Origin of the sequence: Pontibacter deserti (genome assembly GCF_023630255.1) — a bacterium.
Classification (GTDB): Bacteria; Bacteroidota; Bacteroidia; order Cytophagales; family Hymenobacteraceae; genus Pontibacter; species Pontibacter deserti.
This window is the reverse complement of record NZ_JALPRS010000001.1, coordinates 1124528-1141673: the sequence shown is the minus strand read 5'-3', so window position 1 is coordinate 1141673 and position 17146 is coordinate 1124528. Positions and strand designations below refer to the sequence as shown.

Annotated in this window: 15 protein-coding genes and 2 tRNA genes; 12 read left to right on the top strand and 5 right to left on the bottom strand. The window is 42.1% G+C overall.

Going from position 1 to position 17146, the window contains the following annotated elements:
• The first annotated feature begins 143 nt into the window (after nt 1–143).
• From MJ612_RS04940 to MJ612_RS04930, 3 genes are all read left to right on the top strand, one after another.
• The gene (locus MJ612_RS04940; protein WP_250419057.1) at nt 144–761 is read left to right on the top strand and encodes a hypothetical protein; all 618 of its coding nucleotides are present in this window, start codon (nt 144–146) and stop codon (nt 759–761) included.
• A gap of 22 nt (nt 762–783) precedes the next feature.
• Nucleotides 784–1176 carry a (deoxy)nucleoside triphosphate pyrophosphohydrolase gene (locus tag MJ612_RS04935; protein ID WP_187029993.1) on the top strand — a complete coding sequence of 131 codons (393 nt, stop codon included), beginning with the start codon at nt 784–786 and terminating at the stop codon, nt 1174–1176.
• Between the two features lie 141 nt (nt 1177–1317).
• On the top strand, nt 1318–2712 hold the full coding sequence (locus MJ612_RS04930) for a methyltransferase RsmF C-terminal domain-like protein (RefSeq protein ID WP_187029991.1): 1395 nt from the start codon (nt 1318–1320) through the stop codon (nt 2710–2712).
• A gap of 174 nt (nt 2713–2886) precedes the next feature.
• Here MJ612_RS04930 and MJ612_RS04925 read toward each other — a convergent pair whose 3' ends face one another.
• The 4 genes from MJ612_RS04925 to pdxH all read right to left on the bottom strand — a co-directional run bounded on the left by MJ612_RS04925 (nt 2887) and on the right by pdxH (nt 6761).
• Nucleotides 2887–4071: a class I SAM-dependent rRNA methyltransferase gene (locus MJ612_RS04925; RefSeq protein WP_187029989.1), complete on the bottom strand. Its 1185-nt coding sequence runs from the start codon at nt 4069–4071 to the stop codon at nt 2887–2889.
• Between the two features lie 139 nt (nt 4072–4210).
• A complete protein-coding gene (locus MJ612_RS04920; RefSeq protein ID WP_187029987.1) occupies nt 4211–4795 on the bottom strand; it encodes a Maf family nucleotide pyrophosphatase in 585 nt (194 codons plus the stop codon).
• A complete protein-coding gene (locus MJ612_RS04915; protein WP_187029985.1) occupies nt 4761–6059 on the bottom strand; it encodes a DUF1015 domain-containing protein in 1299 nt (432 codons plus the stop codon). The genes MJ612_RS04920 and MJ612_RS04915 overlap by 35 nt, the downstream gene beginning before the upstream one ends.
• Nucleotides 6060–6110: 51 nt before the next feature.
• The gene (pdxH, locus tag MJ612_RS04910) at nt 6111–6761 is read right to left on the bottom strand and encodes a pyridoxamine 5'-phosphate oxidase (RefSeq protein WP_187029983.1); all 651 of its coding nucleotides are present in this window, start codon (nt 6759–6761) and stop codon (nt 6111–6113) included.
• Between the two features lie 225 nt (nt 6762–6986).
• Here pdxH and MJ612_RS04905 point away from each other — a divergent pair, with 225 nt between their 5' ends.
• From MJ612_RS04905 to MJ612_RS04880, 6 genes are all read left to right on the top strand, one after another.
• Nucleotides 6987–7559, top strand: coding sequence for a YqgE/AlgH family protein (locus MJ612_RS04905; RefSeq protein WP_317233038.1), 573 nt, complete (start codon nt 6987–6989; stop codon nt 7557–7559).
• A 30-nt stretch (nt 7560–7589) separates the two neighbouring features.
• A complete protein-coding gene (locus MJ612_RS04900; protein WP_187029981.1) occupies nt 7590–9743 on the top strand; it encodes a DUF349 domain-containing protein in 2154 nt (717 codons plus the stop codon).
• A gap of 125 nt (nt 9744–9868) precedes the next feature.
• Nucleotides 9869–9941, top strand: a tRNA-Thr gene (locus MJ612_RS04895).
• Nucleotides 9942–9999: 58 nt separating this feature from the next.
• Nucleotides 10000–10072, top strand: a tRNA-Thr gene (locus MJ612_RS04890).
• A 130-nt stretch (nt 10073–10202) separates the two neighbouring features.
• On the top strand, nt 10203–11369 hold the full coding sequence (locus MJ612_RS04885) for a hypothetical protein (RefSeq protein ID WP_187029979.1): 1167 nt from the start codon (nt 10203–10205) through the stop codon (nt 11367–11369).
• An 80-nt stretch (nt 11370–11449) separates the two neighbouring features.
• Nucleotides 11450–12466: a metal-dependent hydrolase gene (locus tag MJ612_RS04880; RefSeq protein WP_187029977.1), complete on the top strand. Its 1017-nt coding sequence runs from the start codon at nt 11450–11452 to the stop codon at nt 12464–12466.
• Nucleotides 12467–12521: 55 nt separating this feature from the next.
• Here the strand turns inward: MJ612_RS04880 and MJ612_RS04875 are convergent, their stop codons facing one another.
• Nucleotides 12522–13250 carry a hypothetical protein gene (locus tag MJ612_RS04875; protein WP_187029975.1) on the bottom strand — a complete coding sequence of 243 codons (729 nt, stop codon included), beginning with the start codon at nt 13248–13250 and terminating at the stop codon, nt 12522–12524.
• A 77-nt stretch (nt 13251–13327) separates the two neighbouring features.
• On the opposite strand from MJ612_RS04875, the gene MJ612_RS04870 reads away from it, so the two are divergent.
• The 3 genes from MJ612_RS04870 (at nt 13328) to gyrA (ending at nt 17102) form a co-directional block, all read left to right on the top strand.
• The gene (locus MJ612_RS04870; RefSeq protein WP_187029973.1) at nt 13328–14101 is read left to right on the top strand and encodes an SDR family oxidoreductase; all 774 of its coding nucleotides are present in this window, start codon (nt 13328–13330) and stop codon (nt 14099–14101) included.
• Nucleotides 14102–14313: 212 nt separating this feature from the next.
• Complete coding sequence (locus MJ612_RS04865) at nt 14314–14472, top strand: hypothetical protein (RefSeq protein WP_187029970.1); 159 nt, start codon at nt 14314–14316, stop codon at nt 14470–14472.
• Nucleotides 14473–14552: 80 nt separating this feature from the next.
• Complete coding sequence (gene gyrA, locus MJ612_RS04860; protein WP_187029968.1) at nt 14553–17102, top strand: DNA gyrase subunit A; 2550 nt, start codon at nt 14553–14555, stop codon at nt 17100–17102.
• Nucleotides 17103–17146: the final 44 nt, after the last annotated feature.

The window sequence follows — 17146 nt, the reverse complement described above, 5'->3', positions numbered from 1 at the left end:
GCATCTACATACTCGGTAGGTGCTTTTATTTTTTACCTGTATCCATTGTTATAACTACTTTATATTTCTTATTTACTATATATCTGGAATTAAAATATTCTCTAATTTTACGGTACTTTTTAGCTACAACTTACAATCTTTATATGAAAAAATTTTTACTTCTTGGTCTTTTAGGACTTGGTAGCTATTACCAGTCCAATGCTCAGGTTTCCGATTCTACGCTGGTTGCACCACCTACTGTAGAAGATTATTCAAACTATAAGCCTGTACGCTTACTAATAGGCGGTGCTTTTGAGTTTGGCGGCGATGAGGTAGGCAAAGTAATTTTTACCAATGGTGATGATCAGTCTATTAACGCTGGGCAGGGCGTATCAGTAGCAGTAGGGGCCGAGTTTCAGTTCAGGAAACTGGAGCAACTGCGTTTACGGGCTACTGTTGGCTATAAGTATGTAACTACCGCAGCCGACAATGCCCATATCCGTTTAACGCGTGTGCCACTTCAATTTACTGCAAACTGGATGGCTATGGAGAAACTGAGATTAGGAGCAGGTATAGTAAAGCATCAGGCTGTGAAATTAAATACAGATGGATTGGGCGAGAACGCTACGTTTGATGCAAGCACCGGCGCTATTTTCGAAGTTGCCTATAGCGGAATTGGTATTTCTTATACCATCATGAACTATACAGACAAAGAAAACACTATCTACTCGGCTAATTCCTTTGGTATAACTATCAGTGGCGTATTCCCTCGCCGTAAATAGATTATTATCTCCGGAAACTCTCATGTTACAGGTTGTTTGCGCCATCATAGAACAAGACAACAAAGTGCTGATAACACAGCGCAGCAGTCAGATGGCTCAGCCACTGTTGTGGGAGTTTCCGGGAGGTAAAATAGATGCCGGTGAGTCAGAAACCGGTGCTTTGGTACGGGAGATACAGGAAGAGCTGAACCTGCTTATACTTCCGCAACAACGCCTGACGCCGGTAACTCATACCTATGGCTTTAAAACTATAGAACTGATACCGTATACCTGCGCGCTACAATCCGGAGAAATTATACTTGCCGAGCATATGGCTTATAGTTGGGTAAGTATAGATGCACTGCTAGATTATACCTGGTGCCCCGCCGACATACCTATAGTTGAAGAATATATTCGGCTGAAGCAGGAACTATAGTATACCTATACCCACCCCTAACCCTCCCAGGAGGGGAATTGGGTTCAGTGGAAACATCCCCTCTAGGGAGGGGCAGGGGTGGGTTAAACACAGAAACTGTTCTTATAAGCAACTTCCCTGATTTAGCCGTATCTTTACGGCATGGCACAACTCCCGGAAACTTTTGAAAAACGCATGCAGCGGCTATTAGGCGCTGACTTTCCTGAATTTCAGCAGGCACTGCAGCAAACGCCGCCAGTCAGTATCCGGTTAAATAAACAGAAATATACTTCTGCTGTAAATCTTTCCCGGGTACCTTGGTCCGAAACCGGTTATTACTTTTCTGAACGGCCTTCTTTTACCTTAGACCCACTGTTGCATGCCGGAGCTTATTATGTGCAGGAGGCCAGCTCAATGTTCCTGGAGCAGGCACTGAAACAAACTACAGACCTGTCTCAATCGCTTCATGTACTGGATTTGTGTGGTGCCCCTGGCGGAAAATCAACACACCTGGCCAGCCTGATCTCTAAAGACAGTTTGCTTGTGTCCAATGAAGTGATAAAAAGCCGCGCCACTATACTTGCCGAAAACATTGCCAAGTGGGGTTCCGGTAATGTGCTTGTAACCAGCAACGACCCTCGGGACTTTGGTAGATTGCCGGAATTTTTTGATGTGATGGTAATTGATGCTCCGTGCAGCGGAGAAGGAATGTTCCGGAAAGATCCGCAGGCAGTGGAAGAGTGGTCGGAAGATAATGTTATACTTTGTGCCCGGCGCCAACAACGTATTTTAACTGATGTTTGGGGAGCATTGAAGCCTGGTGGAATTCTGATTTACAGTACCTGTACCTGGAACGAAGCCGAGAATGAAGAAAACATGGCCTGGCTGGCAACGCAGCAAAATGCTGAAAGTATAAAGATTGATCTTGATGCCAGTTGGGGGATTGTGCGGTCTGAATTAAAAGGTGTAGAAGGCTACCGTTTTTACCCGCATGCCGTGCAGGGCGAAGGCTTTTTTCTGGCCGTGATGCGTAAGCGCGGTGAACCGGAGGAGCGTTATACTTCCGGTAAAAAGAAGAAGTATAAACTAACAGAAGCAGGCAAAAAAGAAAAGGCTTTGGTGCAGGATTGGCTTGTAACTTCCAAAGACTTTGCGTGGGTGCAGCACAACGAGATGATCTTTACTTTGCCTGAAAACCTGTTCGAAGCTGCCGACGAAGTATACCAGAAATTATACGTGATATATGGTGGCACACAGATAGCAGAAGTAGCCGGTAAGAAAGTTAAACCCCTCCAGCCGCTCGCCTTATCGCAGCACCTTAACAAAAACGAATTTGGTACTTTTGATTTGAATCTGGAGCAGGCTATCCGATACTTAAGAAAAGAAGATATCAACTTAGGTACAAACGGTACAGACTGGGTACTGCTGCAGTATAATGGCTACCCGCTAGGTTGGGCTAAGCAAATTGGTAACCGCATTAATAACTACTACCCAAAAGAATGGCGCATCAGGATGGATCTACCAGCTGAGCTACCGGAAAAATCAGTATTGGAGTAACAGAACACTTTTGTTATCTCGACGAAAGGAGAGAGCTAAATCAAATTTTAGTTCAAATAGATTTCTCACTTTGTTCGAAATGACATTTAAAGAAACATAAAGTAAAAGCCGGAGCAGTTTATACTTGCTCCGGCTTTTACTTTATGTTTCCAGTTAACTTTGTAACTATAAATGTTATTCTACAAACAGCACTAAACCCTTTAAATACTCACCTTCCGGGTGAAAAATACTGATCGGGTGATCGGCAGGCTGGGAGAGGTGGTGCATCACTTTTATGTTACGGCCAGCTTCAATAGCAGCTGCCATTACGGTGCTGTCGAAAAGGTATTTATCTACCACCTGCGAGCAGGAGAACGTGAAAAGAATACCGCCCGGCTTTATCTTTTTCATTGCTTCGGCGTTCAGGCGTTTGTAACCCATCAAGGCATTGTGGCGAACTTTCTGGCTTTTGGCAAAAGCAGGGGGATCCAGTACGATCACATCATATAGGTCTTCCTTGCCTTTCAGGAATTCAAACGTATCTACAGCATAAGCTTCATGGCGTTCTGGTGCCTGGCTCATGTCTCCGTTCTTAATTGTCAGCTCAATTGCTTTTTTAGAAACATCTACAGAATGTACTTCTTTAGCCCCAGCATTTAAAGCATAAACGGAAAAGCCACCAGTATAGCAGAACGTGTTCAACACAGACTTGTCTTTTACATAGCGAGCCAGCAGATCACGGTTTTCACGCTGGTCAATAAAGAAACCGGTTTTTTGCCCGCTTTCCCAGTCAATAAAGAACTTGTTGCCGTTCTCCGTAACTACTACACCGCCTTCTGATTCACCGAAAAGGTAACCATTAACTGCATTGGTAACCGACTTTTGTGGCAACGATTCTGCACTTTTATCATACACGGCACGCAGCTTTGAACCATAGATTTCCTGTAGTGCTTTGGTAACAAACTCACGCACATTGTACATACCCAGTGAGTGCGTCTGCACTACAGCCGTATCTTTGTACATATCAACTATAAGCCCCGGTACGCCATCGCCTTCAGCGTATATCAGTCGGTATACATCTGTATCAGGATTATCGATCAGGCCAAGACGGTTGCGGTAATCATAAGCCTGCTGCACTTTGCCTTTCCAGAAAGTATAATCCGGCTCAACCTGCTCAAAAGAAAAGATACGCACAGCAATAGACCCAAGGGCATAATGGCCCATGCCTAAGAACTCGCGCTTGCTGGAATATACTTCCACTATTTCACCTTCTTCGGGCTCGCCGTCTGCTTTGCGAATTGCACCTGAAAATACCCAGGGATGTAAACGCTTAAGAGAATTTTCTTTGCCTGGGGCTAAGTATAATTTTATAAAAGACATGTAATTGCTGGTTGTTTATTGCTGATTGTTTTAAATAATCTCAGCAAGTATATTTTTTGCAAAGGTAGCTAAATAGAAGCGATAAGTATAAACCGTTGAATTCAATAAACTATAGAAGAGAATAAACAATCAGCAACTATCAATCAACAATTAGATAGCCAAGTTCTACAAGTCGTTGGTAAAGCTCCTGCACCGGTAAGCCAACCACATTAAAATAAGAACCTTCTATGCGTTCTATACCTATCATACCTATCCACTCCTGAATACCGTAAGCGCCAGCTTTATCAAAAGGTTTGTAGTTGGTGATGTAGTAATCGATCTCTTGGTCGGTGAGGGTTTTAAAGTATACTTTGGTCGTATCGCTGAACACCGTTTTATTCTCTTTTGTAAGAATACAAACGCCGGTAATTACCTCGTGGCAAGTACCGGAAAGGGAGCGAAGCATAGAAAAAGCTTCAGTATAATCAGCAGGTTTGTTCAGCACTTTATCGCCTAAGCAAACAATAGTATCAGCTGTTATCAGAATGTGGTTCTGTATATCCTCAACATATTGATCTGCTTTATGAGAGGCCAAATAAGTAGCAATATCTTCACGCAGCAGGTGGTCCGGGAAATCTTCTTCAACTTCCTTTACTTTCACATCAAACGTAAGACCTAATCCGGCAAGCAGTTCTTTGCGTCGTGGAGAGTTAGAGGCAAGCAGCAGGGGCCGTAATAAATTCATCTTCTTTAATCGAGCTAAATAAAAATCCGCAGATAACCTTTGGATAGAAGAACGTTGATTTCTGAGGCATGATGGCGCCACTATAGCATACGCGTTTTACCTGCTCCATCGATACATCGTTTGTGATCAGCGCAAGACGTGCCGCACCACTATCTACTTTGCTGATGCAAGCTGTAAAGTTACGCTCGTAACTAAGGCCCTGCATGTTCCGCTGCTCCTCCCTGTAAACACCAAGTATCCGCTCAAAAATAAAGTAATGCATTACTGTCAGGTCCAGGTCTTTAACTTCTGCCGGGAAATTCCAGTTAATCAATTCATGCACTTCAGGCTTCAGTCGAATTTTAAAAGCATTGCCTGACAAGTATAAACCAAAAGCCCACTTCTTTCCAACAATTACTTCATTCAACTCAAAGGGATCTTCTTTTGGAGTAACTATAAAATATTCACTTAATCGGTCCAGGAACTCTTCATCCGACATGTGTATATGTTCCAGCACCCGATGCGTAGGTAAAATGCGTAAATCATCCGCTTCGGTATTGGTCAGGTACATCAGGTGATAGTTGTAAGCTTCGTAGCCGGTATGTGCTGGGTTCTGAGCCATCATACGTTTTCGGTATTCCAGCGAACCTTCGTAACGGTGGTGTCCGTCTGCCAGTAACACCTGCTTCTCGCTGAGCACATCCATAAAAAGCTGTATCACATCGTGGTCGTGTATGATAGCCAGCACATCGCGCACCCCCTGGTAATCTTCTGTTTCGTAGATTGGCGACTTTATACTTTCATCCATATACTTCTCCAATATAAATTCAGGATCGGTATACAAGCCATGGGTGGCACTGCTGTTTAACTCCGTTTTTGCCAGCAGATCAATACGATCGTTTACGGCACTCGGAATAGTATTTTCATGACGAAGCAAAACGAGCTCGTTCCAGTCATACGCCTTTATATGACAGATAAAACCTTTGCGGCAATATTCTTTGTCGCTACCCGATAGTTTAAAATATTGGTAATAAACATAAATACCAGGCAACGGGTCCTGCTCAAGTACACCTTTTTCCTTCCATTGCTGTAGCAGTTCGGCTGCTGCTTCGGCAGGCTGATCGCCGCGAGGCACTGATAAATGAATACTATTATAAGCATTCTGGTAAAGTGCTTCCCGTTGCTTTGCAGATACAACATCGAATAGGGGAGATGTCAGATCTTCAATTCTGTGATCGATGGAGTGATTGTAGCGCCAGGCTTTTAAGGGTAATATCTCTGCCATTTTGTTGGGTGAGGTAGTATAGCTTTTAGTTAATGGACAACACCAGATTAATTAAGGTGCCAGTCGTTTTAAATGCCAGTTCTGGTCCTGCATCTCATAAACAATTCTGTCGTGAAGACGGTTTGGCCGGCCCTGCCAAAACTCAACTAAATCAGGAGTGAGTATATAACCACCCCAATGGTCCGGCCTTGGTATAGTTTCCGCTGCAGCAAATTTTTGTGTAAACATAGTATCTGCTTTTTCCAGCACATCACGATTCTCAATAATCTGGCTTTGTGGCGATGCCCAGGCTCCTATCTGGCTTCCTTTTGGCCTGCTCTGGAAATAAGCATCTGAAACGGCAACATCAACTTTCCGGATACGGCCTTCTACGCGTACTTGTCTTTCCAGTTCTGCCCAGAAAAAAGTAATGGCTGCAAACGGATTTTCCTGCAAATCATGCCCCTTACGACTTTTATAGTTTGTAAAGAATACAAAGCCATCTGCATTAATTTCTTTCAGTAAAACTACACGTGCAGATGGCCTACCTACCTCATTTACCGTAGAAAGCACCATGGCAGTAGGCTCGGTTGTTTCGGCAGCAATGGCTTCTTCCATCCAAATTTTAAACTGGCTGATCGGATCTTTGGCAACAGATGCCTCTGTAAGCGACTGCATGGAGTAGTTTCTGCGAATAGCAGCAATGTTTGGTAACAAAGACATAGGCTTGGTCAGTTTGTTCAAAATTATAAAAATATCCGCTGCCTTAAACAATTTTATATTCGTTTCGGATAATCCGTCACATTTTGATGGCAGTTTATAAGAATTATACTTTACTTATGGTAGCGTAACTGTTACCCACACGCAATCTTTGCGTAATAAAAATAACAATCTGTAATGGTTACAGATATAAAAGTGTACAATACTAAACACCTAAAGCAAACCAAAATGATGGATGAAGCAAGGTTGATAAAGCCTCAGAGTGGAAGTATACTTATATCAGAGCCTTTCCTCGGTGATCCGAACTTCGAGCGTTCTGTGATATTGCTTTGCAACCATAGCGAAGATGAAGGTACATTTGGCCTGGTGCTAAATCGTTTATCTAATCTAAAGCTATCTGATGTAGTTGATATATATAATGATGCATTTGATGTAACGTTGGGCATTGGTGGCCCGGTTCAGTATAACACCCTGCACTACATACACCGGCTTAGTAATTTGCCGCAAGCAGTTAAACTGGGCGAGGACCTATACTGGGGCGGCGATTTTGAAATGCTCCGCACCATGATAGGCTCAGGTATAGTTACATCTGCTGATATTCGCTTTTTTCTGGGTTATTCTGGCTGGACGCCAGGGCAATTACAAGAGGAAATTGATAAAAATGTTTGGATAGTAAATAACAATGCTGTGAATAAATTGTTTAATTTAGAGGCAGATACTCTTTGGCGAAGCATCCTGCGCCAAATGGGAGGCAAGTATAAGGTACTATCGAATTACCCGGTAGACCCTCGCCTGAACTAAAGTTATTACGTTGTAAACTTAGCCGTAATCATGACTACAGAAAACAAGGATCTGGACACTACCGGAGCTGAGGTTAACAAACCTGAGAATCAAAATGCAGCTGATGAACAGAAGCAACAGCCTGAATCGCCGCAAAGTATCATCGAAAAACGCCTGGCTGAAATAAATGCCGGTAAACAGGCGCAGCATACCGAATCGGCTGAGGTTCCTAAAGAGGAGCAGCCGGAGGTAATGCCTAACCTCACAACTCCGGATGAAGCTGCTGAGTCAGAGGTACGCACAGAAATAATGGCAGATGCTATTGCAGATACTTCTGAACCAGAGACAACTGCCGCCCCTGTAAATACTCAGGCATCTGCTGAAGTTGAATCAGAGACTGCTTCAGAACAAAGTCAGGTTGCTATTACCGAAAAGCCCCAAGGATCCACACTTGTAGAACATGAATATGAGGAGCAGGAAGACGATGAAGATCATACTGATTACAGCCAGTCATCTTTAGAAGAATTACGGTCGTTGCTTGCCAATACACTGAAGAGAGGTGATGTTCGTAAAAATCATAAGACTATAAACGAACTGCAGCGCCACTACGACCAGCGCTTCCAGAGTGAGAAAACTGAAGCGCTGCTGCGTTTTAAGCAGGAGGGTGGAACTGAAGAAGATTTTGAATATCACCCAACACCCGAGCACCAGGACCTTGAGAAACTATTGGTTGCTTATCGAGACGCAAGACACCAGGAACGCCAGCAAACCGAAGAACAACGCCAGCGCAACTTGGAACGCAAACAGGAACTACTTTCACGCCTGCGTGAGTTGGTAGAATCGGCAGAAACTAAAAGCAGCAGCGATGAGCTTAAAAAGCTACAGGCTGAATGGAAAAGTATAGGACCAGTACCTGCAGGAGCCGCCCAACAACTATGGGATTCTTATCATGCGCTTCTCGATATATTCTACAACAACCGTAGCATCTTTTATGAGCTGAAAGAGCTCGATCGTAAGCGTAACCTGGACGCGAAAATACAGTTAATAGAACGCGCCGAGGCACTGGAGAACGAGCAGTCTATCAATAAAGCACTGGAAGAATTACGCCACCTACACGAAGAGTGGAAGAACATTGGGCCTGTTCCAAACGACCAGCGTGATCCGATCTGGGAGCGGTTTATACAAGCTTCGGAGAAAGTACATACCCGCCGCAAAGCTTACCAGGAAGATCGCAAAGCACATGAGATGCAGAACCTGGAGAAAAAACGTGCCTTACTGGAACGTTTACAAACTTACCAGGGCTTTAACACCGACCGCATAAATGAGTGGCGTGATAAAACAGATGAAATCCAGAAGTTAAAAGAAGAGTGGGATGCAGCCGGACTTGTGCCAAAAGAGTATGCCGAAGAGATAAATAAAAACTTCTGGGGCAACTATAAGGCTTTCTTTCAGCATAAGAATCAGTTCTTTAAAGGGCTGGATGAACAGAAAATGCAGAACCTACGACTGAAAACTGAACTATGCGAGGAAGCTGAAGTCCTGAAAGACAGCACTGACTGGAATGCTACCAAAGAAAAACTGATTCAGCTGCAAAAGAAATGGAAAACGATAGGTCGTGTTCCGGATAAGTATTCAGATAAAATCTGGCAGCGATTCAGAAGTGCCTGCAACGAATTCTTCGATCGCAAACAGGTACAGGAGCAGAGCCGCACAGCAGAGCAGGAAAAGCTTTCTTCTGAAAAAATGGCACTTACAGACCGAATATCAGAGAAGCTTTCACAGCCAACTGCACCTGCTTCTTTAGAAGAATATCAGCAGTTTTTAAACCAGTGGCGGGCTCTTGATCAGAGTAACCAACGCAGTACTCCGAAAGTGGAAGAGAAGTTTATCGCTTTGATGGAGAACTACCTGGAGCGTGTACCTAGCCTGAGCCTTGAGGAGCGTAATGAAATGGTGGTGAAACTACAGGTAGAACGTCTGAAGAGTAGCCCGGATGCAGCACAAAAACTACATCATAAGGAGCAGAACATCCGTCGTGAGATAACGCAACTGCAAAACGATATACAAACATTACGGACTAACATTGAATTCTTTGCTAGATCTAAAAATGCAGATAAATTGCGTGAAGAGTATGAAGGACGTATTGCAGACGCGCAGCACCGTATAGAACAACTAAATCGTCAGCTAAAGGCTTTCAGAGGCTAATTTTTTATACCTGACATTCAAAACATTAGGTAAAAGCTATAAAAAAAGTTGCAGCAGGTATTTGCAGAATTAAAAATAGCCCATACCTTTGCAACGCTTTAGAACACTAAGGCACATCAGAGTAAGCCTCCATAGCTCAGCTGGTAGAGCAACTGACTTGTAATCAGTAGGTCGTTGGTTCGATTCCGACTGGGGGCTCTTCTCAAAAAGCACATGTTTGTACTGCATGTGCTTTTTAATGCAAACATAAGTACAAGCCTCCATAGCTCAGCTGGTAGAGCAACTGACTTGTAATCAGTAGGTCGTTGGTTCGATTCCGACTGGGGGCTCAGCAAGGGAAAGCCTTTAGAGAAATCTGAAGGCTTTTTTGTTTCTATACCTACCATACCCGAAGCCTATGATATATCAGGTATAATCCTTTATTTTGGCTTCTGATCTCAAAAGTATAATTCCTCTTTTATGCAACTCATAGAAGTAACCACTCCGGAACTTGAGAAAGAATTTCTGCAGGTTCAGATTGACCTTTATAAAAAAGATCCGAATTATATCCGGCCTTTAGACAAAGATATAATTGGTGTTTTTGACCCTAAGAAGAATAAACTGTTGCGGGATGGGAAAGCTATACGCTGGATACTGAAAGATGCCAAAGGCAAATCAATAGGCCGGGTTGCTGCATTTATAAATCCTAAAACCTCAAAAGGTGGCGATCAGCCCACAGGTGGTATGGGTTTCTTTGATTGTATTGATGATCAGGAAGCTGCCAATATGCTATTAGATGCCTGCAAAAACTGGTTACAGGAGCAAGGCATGGAAGCAATGGATGGACCTATAAACCTGGGTGATCGTGATAAGTGGTGGGGATTGCTTATTGACGGCTTTTATGCACCAAATTACGGTATGCACTATAACTACCCATACTACCAGCGGTTACTAGAAAATTATGGGTTTGGATTATACTTTAAGCAATATACATACCACCGTATGGTAGATGATCCGCTTCCGCAGAAGTATAACGACAAGGCAAACCGTATACTTGCAGACCCAGCCTACTCTTTCCGGCACATGGATAAAAAATTTCTGGCCAAATTTACCGAAGATTTCAGAGTTGTTTATAATAAAGGGTGGGCAAAACATGAAGGTGTAAAACCAATGACAGAAGCACAGGCGGCCACCATCATGAAAACGCTTAAACCGGTTATCGATGAGCGAATTATGTGGTTCGCCTATTACAATAATGAGCCTGTTGGTTTCTTTATAGCTATACCTGAACTTAACATGCTATTTAAGTATGTAAATGGTAAAATGGACCTGTGGGGTAAGCTAAAATTTATATTTCATAAGTGGAGAGGTGCTTGCAAAACCATGTATGGTATTGTATTCGGAATTACACCGGAACATCAGAGTAAAGGCGTAGAAGCTGCCATGATTGTAGAAGCGGGCAAAGTTGTGCAAAGTAATCCGTCTATACCTTACGTAGATTTGCAAATGAACTGGATCGGAGATTTTAACCCTAAAATGATGCACCTTGTGGAGCAGATTGGAGGCCGTATTTATAAGACACATGCTACCTTCCGTTACCTCTTCGACAGAACAAAACAATTTAAACGCATGCCAATTATTAAGTAATAAAACTTATTTGAAGTATAAACCTTTGCTGCTATACTTAACTTGATGTATAGCAGCAAAGGTTTTTATATTTTTATCCCATGGATTCTCTTACACAGGTTGTATTAGGCGCTTCGGTTGGCGAAGTTATACTTGGCAAAAAGTTAGGCAACAAATCACTGCTTTGGGGAGGTATAGCAGGCACTATTCCTGACCTCGATATCCTGGCTAATCCTTTACTGGATATGGTGGGGCAGCTAAGTTTTCACCGATCGCTTACGCATTCGTTTTTATTTGCTATAGTGGTTTCGCCGTTACTTGGGCTGTTATTAAAGCGGTTTAACAAAAAGGACTCATCTATATGGCAGGAGTGGGGCTGGCTCTTTTTCTGGGGTTTTGTAACCCATGCCTTACTTGATAGCTGTACCACCTGGGGTACACAACTTTTCTGGCCCTTTAGTACGTACGGAGTTGCGTTCTATAACATCTTTGTAATTGATCCGCTTTATACTTTGCCGTTTCTGGGATTTGTTTTCGCTACCGGATTTTATAATAAAAATAACCGGAAGCGCCGCATTCTTAACTATACTGGTCTGGCTTTAAGCACAGCTTATTTATTGTTTTCTTTTGGAGCCAAAGCTGCTGCAAATAACGTGTTCGAGCAGAACCTGCAAAGGCAGGGCATAGCCTATAGTTCGTACATCAGCAAACCAACTCCACTTAATACTATATTCTGGTCAGTAACTGTTAAAGGTAACGGAGGCTTTTATAATGGATTCTACTCTCTCTTTGACGAAGATAAAAATGTAAAGTATAGCTATGAACCACAAAACAAACACCTGCTTAAGCCTTACCGTGGCAATCCCCGCCTCGAAAGATTACTTGAAATTACAAAGGGTTATTATACTGTAGTTCCAGCTGAAAAAGGAGTTTATATTAACGACTTACGCTTTGGTAAATTCGATGACTGGCGTAAAGAAGGAGGAGGCTATGTGTTTGTTTATCATGTTTGGCAAAATCTAAATGGTTCTTTAGAATTTAAAGAAATAAATAATCGTCCTAAGCTTAATAAAGCATATTTCAAGGATTACTGGCGCAGAATTATGGGCAACAAATAAAAAGAGCAGGTTGATAGCCTGCTCTTTTTTAATTAGGTAAATAGTAATATCAGCCTTATAGTGTCTCGTAGTAAGCTAGTGCTTTCACCCAACCTTGTTCAGTATTGGCATCAATTTTTTCATTAGATATAAAGGCTTTTATAGCATCTTGTTTATTTGATAAAACAGTTAAAAGACTTTTCTTATTTAATTTTACCTCTATAGGACTTTTATCTTTATCAATGTAATAGTAAGTAGTCTCCTTTGTAAATTCATCCGTCTCTCGATAAGTACCATACCCTCCTTGTACTTTTTCAGCTTTTAATATTTTTGATTTTACTTCAGCAATGAATAATATTTTACCTTCATATATTATATTAACAAACGCATTTCTCAAAGAAGCATTATTTGTATTGATATTAGGTAATCTTTTGAAACGAATTTTATTCATCTTCAAATCCGTAATAACAAACTCTTTAATAAAATTATTATTTAAAGCTACAGAATCTCCTGTTGGTCTTAATGCTAAAACCTCATTCAGATGAATGTTATACTTCACTTTAATGTTCTCAAACTCTTGGTTATTGGTAGATATAATAGTAGCATCATACCAAAAATCAAAAATGAAGGGGGAGCCTTTTATAGTTTTAGAATTTGGAGTAACACTATGTATAAACCCTCCATTCCCAAAAAAGCTATCTTGATTAGTATAGTTTGTAATCTGAGCTTGAGCATTAATACACAATAGACAAATACTTGATGTAAGAGAAAGGGTAAATAACTTAACTTTTTTCATCTTTTTCATTTTAATAAGTTTGTTTTAAATATAGTAATTTAAATAGAGTAAATATATTACTTTTATAATAGAGACAAACTAATTTGATGAACAATAACAGATGGTCCTTAACCGGACAGAAAGCAATAGTAACGGGTGGCTCTAAAGGTATAGGCGAAGCAACCGTAAAAGAGTTTTTAGCGCTAGGAGCAGAGGTACTGGCAGTAGCCCGTAACCAACAGGACCTGGAGAAGCTACAAAGCGAAAATAGCGGTAACCTGCTGCACATATTAGCTGCAGACATGAGCACTACAGAGGGGCGTGAAAAGCTATTAAACTGGGTTGATACTAATTGGGGTAGCCTCGATATCCTAATTAATAATGTCGGTACTAATATCCGGAAACCCACAGCGGCATATACTACCGAAGAATATGATTACTTAATGAACACAAACCTGCGTTCAGCTTTTGAGCTAAATCGGTTGCTTTACCAGTATTTGAGTAAGTCTGAGCAGGCCAATATAGTTCATGTAACATCAGTAGCCGGGCTTACACATGTGCGTACAGGCAGTATTTATGGCATGACAAAAGCTGCTTTAACACAGCTTACCCGCAACCTGGCAGCTGAGTGGGCTGCAGACAATATTCGTGTAAATGCGGTTGCACCATGGTACATCAGTACGCCACTTGCTCAAACTGTGCTGCAGAACGAAGAATTCTATACTAACGTGATCAACAGAACACCATTACGTAGAATTGGTAAGCCGGAGGATGTGGCTGCTACTGTAGCCTTTCTATGCATGCCAGCTGCCGCATATATTACTGGTCAGACGATAGCTGTAGATGGAGGATTTACCATAAATGGTTTTCACCCACAGTAGTAGCTTTTTAAGCTTAAAAAACGATTAAAGTATAGGTTAAAAGCTGGTTTTACTGAGTAAAAAAGTGTAAATTTGTATGTTAAGGATATGAGAGTAACTAATGAATTCGTTGCTCTCTTAAACACCAAAGCATGGCAACTAATCGGATTCTTCTTGTTTTTATTTCCTTAATTTCTTTATCAATTTTTTCCTGTAGACCAGCCTGTCCAATCATGCAGTGTAATGTACGCATGGTGCATCCTCATGGCGAAGGCGAATATAGAGGTGTTCCGCTATGGCGAAAACAGAACCTGAAATATGGTGAAAAGACTAAGCACAAGAAAGATAAAGAGAAGAAGAACGAGAAAGACAAGAGTAAAAATAAGAATTAACCTATATAGTTAAATCTTGTTTTTTGGCTAAATTGCCAGCTATTACTTTTTATTAAAAACTAACTTTTATACAGCAAAACATGAATGAAGGCGAAAGAATAATACCAATAAACATTGAGGATGAGATGCGCGGTGCGTATATCGACTACTCAATGTCTGTTATCATTTCGAGAGCCTTACCTGATGTTCGGGATGGATTGAAACCAGTGCACCGCCGTGTGCTTTATGGTATGTCCGAACTGGGGGTATCGTATAATAAAGCTTATAAGAAATCCGCCAGAATTGTAGGAGAGGTGCTTGGTAAGTATCACCCTCACGGCGACGCCTCTGTTTATGATACAATGGTTCGTATGGCTCAGGAATGGTCATTACGTTACCCACTTGTAGACGGACAGGGTAACTATGGCTCTATTGACGGTGACTCGCCGGCTGCCATGCGTTATACAGAAGCTCGTTTAAAGCGTATTGCTGACGAACTGCTAAACGACCTGGATAAGAACACAGTAGATTTTGTACCAAACTTCGACGACTCTCTGAAAGAGCCAAGTGTAATGCCGGCTAAATTCCCAAACCTGTTGGTTAACGGAACATCTGGTATTGCAGTAGGTATGGCCACTAACATGGCGCCGCATAACCTGACAGAAGTAATCAATGGTATCATCGCTTATATTGATAATCGTGATATTACCATTGCAGAACTGATGCATTATATTACCGCTCCGGACTTCCCGACCGGTGGTATTATCTATGGTTATGATGGTGTGAAGTCTGCATTTGAAACAGGTCGTGGACGTGTGTTAATGCGTGGCAGAGCTACTTTTGAAACAACATCTACAGGTAAAGAACAGATCATTGTAACTGAAATTCCTTACATGGTGAACAAAGCATCTCTGATAGAGAAGACAGCTGCGCTCATCAATGAAAAGAAAATTGAAGGTATTTCGGATCTACGTGATGAGTCAGACCGTGATGGTTTACGCATTGTGTATGACCTGAAGCGTGATGCTATACCTAACGTTGTACTTAACAACCTGTATAAGTATACAGCACTTCAGTCTTCATTTGGTGTAAACAACGTGGCCCTTGTGAAAGGTCGTCCGATGACACTGAACCTGAAAGACCTGATCTTACATTTCGTAGAACACAGGCATGAAGTAGTTATCCGCAGAACACAGTACGAGCTGGATGAGGCAAGAAAACGTGCCCACATTCTGGAAGGTTTACTGATAGCGCTGGATAATTTGGATGAAGTAATTAACCTGATTCGTGCCTCCCGCGACCCGGAGATCGCCCGAAATGGCTTAATGGAACGCTTCAGCCTTTCTGAGATTCAGGCTCGTGCCATATTGGATATGCGACTACAGCGCCTTACTGGTCTGGAGCGTGATAAAATACAGGCAGAGTACCAGGAGATCATGAAACTGATCGATTACCTTACTTCTGTATTAAATGATGAAGGTCTGCGTATGCAGATCATTAAAGATGAACTGGCTGAAATAAAAGAGCGCTATGGTGATGTTCGCAGAACCAGCATCGAGGCCAGCACTGGTGATATCTCTTACGAGGATATGATCCCTGAAGAAAACATGGTGATCACTATTTCTCATGAAGGTTATATTAAACGTACTTCTTTAAGCGAGTACCGTAGCCAGAGCCGTGGCGGAGTTGGATCAAGAGGCGTTGCGGCATCTAAAGAAAGTGATTTTACTGAGCACTTGTTTGTTGCTAGTACGCACCACCACATGATGTTCTTTACTGAGTTTGGCCGGGTGTTCTGGTTAAAAGTATATGAGATACCGGAGGGCGGTAAAACCACTAAAGGACGCGCTATACAGAACCTGATCCAGATTGAACGTGAAGACAAGGTACGTGCAGTAATGAATGTACATGACCTGAAGAACCAGGATTTTGTACTGAACCATAACCTGGTATTCATCACGGAACAGGGTACCATCAAGAAAACAGTTTTAGAAGCTTATTCACGTCCGAGAACGAATGGTATAAACGCCATCACGATTAACGAAGGCGACAGATTGCTTGATGTACAGCTTACCACAGGAAACAGTGAAATTATTATAGCACTGGAGTCGGGGAGAGCTATCCGCTTTAATGAGACACAGGTTAGACCGATGGGACGTAACGCAGCTGGTGTGCGTGCCGTAACACTTGCCGGACCAGATGACAGAGTAGTTGGTATGGTTTGTGTAGAAACCCCTGAAACTGAACTGTTGGTTGTTTCTGAAAACGGATTTGGTAAACGCTCCTTACTTGAAGAGTACCGCATCACGAACCGTGGTGGTAAAGGTGTAAAAACGCTGAACGTAACAGAGAAAACCGGTAAACTGGTGGCAATAAAAGGTGTGGTTGATACCGACGACCTGATGATAATTAACCGTTCAGGTATAACAATTCGTTTGAGAGTTGCTGACATTAGAGTTATTGGCCGTGCAACACAAGGTGTACGCCTGATTAAGTTGAATGAAGGTGACAAGATCTCTTCGGTTGCGAAAGTTGAGATGGAGAATGAAGATGAAATAGAGGAGGTGGTAATGCTGCAATCGGAGCTAGCGCCTGAAGATGCCTTACAGCCAGACACTATGATTGATCCTGAAACAACTGAAGAAGTATAAAATACTGAATAGCAGGAATTTATTTAAATTCCTTTAATGTTAAA

Excerpts from the sequence above, each read along its gene's own strand:
- MJ612_RS04925 (WP_187029989.1), bottom strand. The coding sequence starts at position 4,071 with ATGTCTTTTATAAAATTATACTTAGCCCCAGGCAAAGAAAATTCTCTT.
- MJ612_RS04915 (WP_187029985.1), bottom strand. The coding sequence starts at position 6,059 with ATGGCAGAGATATTACCCTTAAAAGCCTGGCGCTACAATCACTCCATC.
- MJ612_RS04875 (WP_187029975.1), bottom strand. The coding sequence starts at position 13,250 with ATGAAAAAGATGAAAAAAGTTAAGTTATTTACCCTTTCTCTTACATCA.
- MJ612_RS04930 (WP_187029991.1), top strand. The coding sequence starts at position 1,318 with ATGGCACAACTCCCGGAAACTTTTGAAAAACGCATGCAGCGGCTATTA.
- pdxH (WP_187029983.1), bottom strand. The coding sequence starts at position 6,761 with ATGTCTTTGTTACCAAACATTGCTGCTATTCGCAGAAACTACTCCATG.
- MJ612_RS04900 (WP_187029981.1), top strand. The coding sequence starts at position 7,590 with ATGACTACAGAAAACAAGGATCTGGACACTACCGGAGCTGAGGTTAAC.
- MJ612_RS04865 (WP_187029970.1), top strand. The coding sequence starts at position 14,314 with ATGCAGTGTAATGTACGCATGGTGCATCCTCATGGCGAAGGCGAATAT.
- MJ612_RS04940 (WP_250419057.1), top strand. The coding sequence starts at position 144 with ATGAAAAAATTTTTACTTCTTGGTCTTTTAGGACTTGGTAGCTATTAC.
- MJ612_RS04935 (WP_187029993.1), top strand. The coding sequence starts at position 784 with ATGTTACAGGTTGTTTGCGCCATCATAGAACAAGACAACAAAGTGCTG.
- gyrA (WP_187029968.1), top strand. The coding sequence starts at position 14,553 with ATGAATGAAGGCGAAAGAATAATACCAATAAACATTGAGGATGAGATG.
- MJ612_RS04880 (WP_187029977.1), top strand. The coding sequence starts at position 11,450 with ATGGATTCTCTTACACAGGTTGTATTAGGCGCTTCGGTTGGCGAAGTT.
- MJ612_RS04920 (WP_187029987.1), bottom strand. The coding sequence starts at position 4,795 with ATGAATTTATTACGGCCCCTGCTGCTTGCCTCTAACTCTCCACGACGC.
- MJ612_RS04870 (WP_187029973.1), top strand. The coding sequence starts at position 13,328 with ATGAACAATAACAGATGGTCCTTAACCGGACAGAAAGCAATAGTAACG.
- MJ612_RS04905 (WP_317233038.1), top strand. The coding sequence starts at position 6,987 with ATGATGGATGAAGCAAGGTTGATAAAGCCTCAGAGTGGAAGTATACTT.
- MJ612_RS04885 (WP_187029979.1), top strand. The coding sequence starts at position 10,203 with ATGCAACTCATAGAAGTAACCACTCCGGAACTTGAGAAAGAATTTCTG.